This window comes from Candidatus Propionivibrio aalborgensis, assembly GCF_900089945.1.
In the GTDB taxonomy this organism is placed as follows: domain Bacteria; phylum Pseudomonadota; class Gammaproteobacteria; order Burkholderiales; family Rhodocyclaceae; genus Propionivibrio; species Propionivibrio aalborgensis.
This window is the reverse complement of record NZ_FLQY01000223.1, coordinates 1-4,866: the sequence shown is the minus strand read 5'-3', so window position 1 is coordinate 4,866 and position 4,866 is coordinate 1. Positions and strand designations below refer to the sequence as shown.

7 protein-coding genes and 1 pseudogene are annotated in these 4,866 nt (G+C 61.5%); all 8 read left to right on the top strand.

All coding sequences use genetic code 11. From position 1 onward, the window contains the following. Positions 1–499: pseudogene (locus tag PROAA_RS11290) on the top strand (NAD-glutamate dehydrogenase domain-containing protein); the annotation flags it as partial. Positions 500–528: 29 nt separating this feature from the next. Further along, positions 529–993 carry a cobalamin-dependent protein gene (locus PROAA_RS11285; RefSeq protein WP_186411439.1) on the top strand — a complete coding sequence of 155 codons (465 nt, stop codon included), beginning with the start codon at positions 529–531 and terminating at the stop codon, positions 991–993. 147 nt (positions 994–1,140) lie between these two features. After that, the gene (locus tag PROAA_RS11280; RefSeq protein ID WP_186411438.1) at positions 1,141–2,118 is read left to right on the top strand and encodes a TerC family protein; all 978 of its coding nucleotides are present in this window, start codon (positions 1,141–1,143) and stop codon (positions 2,116–2,118) included. A gap of 9 nt (positions 2,119–2,127) precedes the next feature. After that, on the top strand, positions 2,128–2,955 hold the full coding sequence (locus PROAA_RS11275; protein ID WP_245664251.1) for an ion transporter: 828 nt from the start codon (positions 2,128–2,130) through the stop codon (positions 2,953–2,955). Continuing rightward, entirely contained in the window at positions 2,956–3,489 is a 534-nt protein-coding gene (locus PROAA_RS11270; RefSeq protein ID WP_186411437.1) for a phosphatase PAP2 family protein, read from the top strand. Continuing rightward, a complete protein-coding gene (locus tag PROAA_RS11265; protein WP_186411436.1) occupies positions 3,489–3,890 on the top strand; it encodes a diacylglycerol kinase in 402 nt (133 codons plus the stop codon). Before PROAA_RS11270 ends, PROAA_RS11265 begins: the two co-directional genes overlap by 1 nt. Positions 3,891–4,159: 269 nt before the next feature. Beyond that, the gene (locus PROAA_RS19410; protein WP_425394012.1) at positions 4,160–4,504 is read left to right on the top strand and encodes a helix-turn-helix domain-containing protein; all 345 of its coding nucleotides are present in this window, start codon (positions 4,160–4,162) and stop codon (positions 4,502–4,504) included. Then, a complete protein-coding gene (locus PROAA_RS19405) occupies positions 4,392–4,799 on the top strand; it encodes a transposase (RefSeq protein WP_425394011.1) in 408 nt (135 codons plus the stop codon). Before PROAA_RS19410 ends, PROAA_RS19405 begins: the two co-directional genes overlap by 113 nt. Positions 4,800–4,866 lie beyond the last annotated feature (67 nt).

The window sequence follows — 4,866 nt, the reverse complement described above, 5'->3', positions numbered from 1 at the left end:
ATTTCTGAACGCCGGAGATTTGAATGCGCTTAACGAACGACGGGCGGAACTGGAAGCAGCCGGTGTGCCTGCCGGCACCGCAGAGCAGGTTGCGAAGCTGGACCCGTCATACGCCGCACTTGATATCGTCGATATTGCGACGGACAGCGAGCAAGGCGTCGACCGGGTCGCAGAGATCTATTTTGCCTTGGTCGGGAAGCTGGAAATGCGCTGGTTTGGCGATCAGATCAATGCGCTTTCCACCAATACGCACTGGCAGGGTCTGGCGCGCAACGCACTGCGCGATGACCTGGCGCGGCAAACGAGACTGCTGACCGCCAGCGTCATACGCCTGTCGCCAGACGGGATCGATGCGACGGAGATGCTTGCCGCCTGGGAAGCTTCAAACCATGCGCCCCTGAGCCGGCTGCGGGAAATGGTGGCCGACCTGAAAACGGGCCCGGCACTGGATCTGGCGATGCTTTCCGTCGCCATGCGCGAACTGAGGAGTCTTACCTAATCAACAAAGTCGCCCTCGCAATTTGTGCGTTGCAGAACAAGCGGCCCGACAGACTTTATTCCGCTCCGACAGGCTTTATTTATTGCAATCACCTGCTGCGCTCGGCCATCCACGGGCTGGGCGGCCGCGGCGCGCGACCGCAAATCCTGCTGACTACGGTGAAGGACGAGGAGCATATGCTCGGCCTGCTGATGGTCGAGGCACTGCTCGCCGCCAGCGGAGCCTGGTGCCTTTCGCTCGGCGCCCAGACGCCGATTGCCGATATCGTTGGCGCCGCGCGGGGCACCACGATCGACATCGTCGCCGTCTCGTCTTCCGGCGCCTATCCGGCTCGATCCGAAAGTCAGTCCGCGCTCAAAAATTACTTGACTGTTTTTATCAAGTTAAGTAAATTGCGCTTGTCCCAAGGGGGAGTAGCTCTCCGCCGCGGCGTCGTCAATACGGAAATCCTTGTCGTCGAAGGGTTTCCCGGCGCCCCGGGTGCTTGTCGCTAGACAGGCGCGAGCAAGACCTTTGCCGCGATGGCGGAGGTTCCCTTGTCAAAAACACGGCCCTTCGTCCTCGCTGGATAAAGGGCCGTTCCGTTTGCAGCCAGCGCTGCCGACGGAACGGCAAACCGGATCTGGCAAGGAGAGCATGCAATGGAAACAATCGGTACATGGTGGATGTGGGCGGGCTTCCTCGCCATCGTCCTGGTGATGCTGGCGATCGACCTGTTTCTGGTCGGCGGCGGCAAGCAGCACAAGGTGTCCTTCAGGGAGGCCGCGACCTGGTCGGTGATCTGGGTCTCCGTATCCCTCCTCTTCGCCGCGGCACTTTGGTGGCATCTCGATGGCAGCGCCGGGCGCGAAGTGGCCAACCAGAAGTCGCTGGAATTCGTGACGGGCTACCTGATCGAGAAATCGCTGGCGGTTGACAACGTCTTCGTCTGGCTGATGCTGTTCTCGTTCTTCGGCATCCCGCTGGAACTGCAGAAGCGCGTGCTGGTGCTCGGCGTGCTCGGCGCCATCGTATTGCGCACGGTGATGATTTTCGCCGGCGCCTGGCTGATTACCCAGTTCCACTGGCTGCTGTACATCTTCGGTGCCTTCCTGCTGTTCACCGGCATCAAGATGTGGTGGTTCGCCGAGAAAAAACCCGACATGGCAAACAACCCGCTGATCCGCTGGCTGCGCGGCCACATGAAGATCAGCGACGAACTCCACGGTGAGAAGTTCTTCGTCTGGAAGGATGGCGTGCGTTACGCGACACCTCTGTTCCTTGTGCTGATCCTGGTCGAGATCTCGGACCTGATCTTCGCCGTAGATTCGATACCGGCCATCTTCGCCATCACCACGGACCCCTTCATTGTACTCACCTCCAACGTCTTCGCCATCCTCGGCCTGCGCGCGATGTACTTCCTGCTGGCCGACATGGCCGACCGCTTCTCGCTGCTGAAGTACGGCCTGGCGGCGGTGCTGGTGTTCATCGGCGTCAAGATGCTGCTGATCGACCTCTACAAGATCCCGATCGGCTTCTCGCTGGCCGTGGTCGCCACCTTCATCGGCATCTCGATCTGGATGTCGCTGCGCAAGGAAAAGCTGGCGCGTGCTGCGGCTGCAGGCCGCGCGCACGAGTGAGGAGCCAAGATGGATATCGTAATGCACACTCCTGGAGGATGGCGCCCCCGGCTGGACCGCTGGTTGGAGTCCGCGCCGATCCATAACAGCCTGATAGCGTTGATCCTGATCAATGCCGTGATACTCGGCCTGGAAACCAGCCCGGCGCTGATGGCGCAGTGGGGCTCCTGGCTGAGTGCTGCCGACCGGGCGATCCTTGCCGTTTTCTTGGGCGAAATCGTGCTGCGCCTGCTGGCCCATCGCCTCGTCTACTTCCGCGATCCGTGGAACGTTTTCGATTTCACGGTGGTGGCCATTGCGCTGATTCCCGCCTCAGGGCCTTTGGCTGTGTTGCGCGCGCTGCGCATCCTGCGTGTACTGCGCCTGATCACCCTGGTGCCGAGCATGAGGCGGGTGGTCGGCGGCCTGCTCACGGCCCTGCCTGGGCTGGGCTCGGTGGTGGGGATCATCTGCATCATCTTCTATGTCGCCGCCGTGATCGCGACGAAACTGTTCGCCGCAGACTTTCCCGCGTTGTTCGGCGACCTCGGCAGCAGCGCCTTCACGCTGTTCCAGGTGATGACCCTCGAGGGCTGGGCGATGGAGGTGGTGCGCCCGGTGATGGCCGTTTATCCTTCGTCCTGGATCTTCTTCCTGATCTTCATCCTGGCCTCCACCTTCACCTTGCTCAACCTGTTCATCGCGGTCATCGTGAATGCGATCCACCAGGAAGGCGCCGAGGACCGCCGCGACACGACCGCGACCGAAATCGCAGGGCTACGGAATGAAATTGCAGCCTTGCGCAGTCATCTTGGACCCATGCGCAGGTCCTCGCCCTATGCAACACGGAGGCGCTGAATGATGGAACCAACGCGACTGGCGGATTGGGATCACGCCGGCCTGGCGCTGGCCCATGCGGCACGCAGCCCGTGGCTTGACAGCCTGTTCGCCACCGTCACCTGGCTCGGTTCACTGGCGGTACTAGTGCTGCTGGCGCTGCTGCTCGGGTGGCGGCGGTGCGGCCACAGGAACGCGGCATTTGTCACGCTGGCGCTGATCGGTGCCTCCGCGCTCGGGCACTTGGTCAAGCTGATCGCGGCGCGGCCGCGGCCGGATCTGTTTCCGCCGCTGATCCCGATGCCGGACGATGCCAGTTTCCCAAGTGCCCATGCCATGCAGGTCACCGCCTTCGCACTGGCCTGGCTGCTGCGGCCGGGAGCATCGCCGGGCCGGATCGAAATTGCCGTCCTGCTCGCTGCAGCGTCTCTGGTCGGCGCCTCACGGCTCTATCTGCAAGTCCACTTTCCGAGCGATGTCGTCGCCGGCGTAATGCTTGCGACCCTTTGGGTCGTTCTCCTGCGTCGCCTGCCGGCATGGCGGGAGAATAGCTAATGCGACACAAGTTCCTCGGCACCGGCGACGCCGGTTACCACCCGCTGCGCAAGATCCGGACCGCCATTTCGGGGCTGCGCTACGCCGTGCTCTACGACTGGTCGGTCACTTACAAACTGATCGCGTCGGTGGTGGTGCTGGCGGTCGCCTTCGCCGCGCGCGCCTGGGTGGATTTCCTGCTGATCCTCGTCGTGACCGGATTCGTGCTGGTCGCCGAAATCTTCAACAGCGCGATCGAAGCCCTCTGCGATTTTGTCGAGACGCGCCACAACGAGAAGATCAAGGTCATTAAGGACATCGCCGCCGCCGGCGTTGGCATCGCGATCTTCGTCTGGTTCATTGTGCTCGGCGTCGAGCTGGGCCGCTTCCTCGACGCGCCTTTACCGTGGATGCGCCTGTAGTCTCGTGGTTGGACATGCCTCGTCGATGGCGCGGGGAACAGACCACGGTAGTCGCGAACCACGGGCCGCATCGCTCCTTGGTCCGGCAAGCCTCCGGGCAATAGACTCAATATAATTCAGATTAATTGTTGGGAGCACTTTGATGAAGATCGCCGTATTCAGCGCCAAGCGCTATGACCGGGAATTCCTCGATGCCGCGAATGCCGCCAACGCCGGCGCCGGCGCCGGCCATCAAGTATCGAGTCACGCTGACGGATGATGAGGTTGAAATGCTGGAAGCCTTGCTGCGCAAGGGAAGGAGCGCGGCGCGCAAGCAAACGCGAGCACGGATTTTGTTGAAAGCGGCAGCCGGCGGCAAGGACGCCGAAATCATGGGAGCCCTGGCAGTTTCTGCCACCATGATCTACAACACCCGGCAAAGAGGTGTCGAGGAAGGCGTTGAGGCGGCCTTGCACGACCGGCCGCGCCCGGGGAAGACGCCTAAATTGACGGACAAGCAGTGTGCACAAGCGGCGCACCAAGATCGACTTCGCCCACTGTATGCGGCATATCGTCCAGACCTACCCGGATGCCGAGGTGATTCGCGTCGTGCTCGACAACCTGAATACGCATAAACCCGCCTCGTTCTACGAAGCCTTCCCGCCCGACGAGGCCCGCGCCATCGCCAAGACGCTTGAGTTCCATTACACCCCTAAGCATGGCAGTTGGCTCAATATCGCAGAAATCGAGTTGGCTGTTCTGTCCAACATGTGTTTGTCACCGCGCATACCCGACGAGGACACGCTGCTCCAACAGATCGAAGCCAACGTGCGCGAACGCAACCTCAAGGCAACCCCCGTCAAGTGGCGCTTCACTACCCAGCATGCCCGCCGCAAGCGCGCTCGCATCTATCCTCGTGTTTCAACGTGACCGACTACTATTGATCCGGCCAGCTGAAGTATGAAGTTTCAGGCGGCATATTTGACACGGGGGTCGT

Excerpts from the sequence above, each read along its gene's own strand:
- PROAA_RS11280 (WP_186411438.1), top strand. The coding sequence starts at position 1,141 with ATGGAAACAATCGGTACATGGTGGATGTGGGCGGGCTTCCTCGCCATC.
- PROAA_RS11275 (WP_245664251.1), top strand. The coding sequence starts at position 2,128 with ATGGATATCGTAATGCACACTCCTGGAGGATGGCGCCCCCGGCTGGAC.
- PROAA_RS11270 (WP_186411437.1), top strand. The coding sequence starts at position 2,956 with ATGATGGAACCAACGCGACTGGCGGATTGGGATCACGCCGGCCTGGCG.
- PROAA_RS11265 (WP_186411436.1), top strand. The coding sequence starts at position 3,489 with ATGCGACACAAGTTCCTCGGCACCGGCGACGCCGGTTACCACCCGCTG.
- PROAA_RS19410 (WP_425394012.1), top strand. The coding sequence starts at position 4,160 with ATGCTGGAAGCCTTGCTGCGCAAGGGAAGGAGCGCGGCGCGCAAGCAA.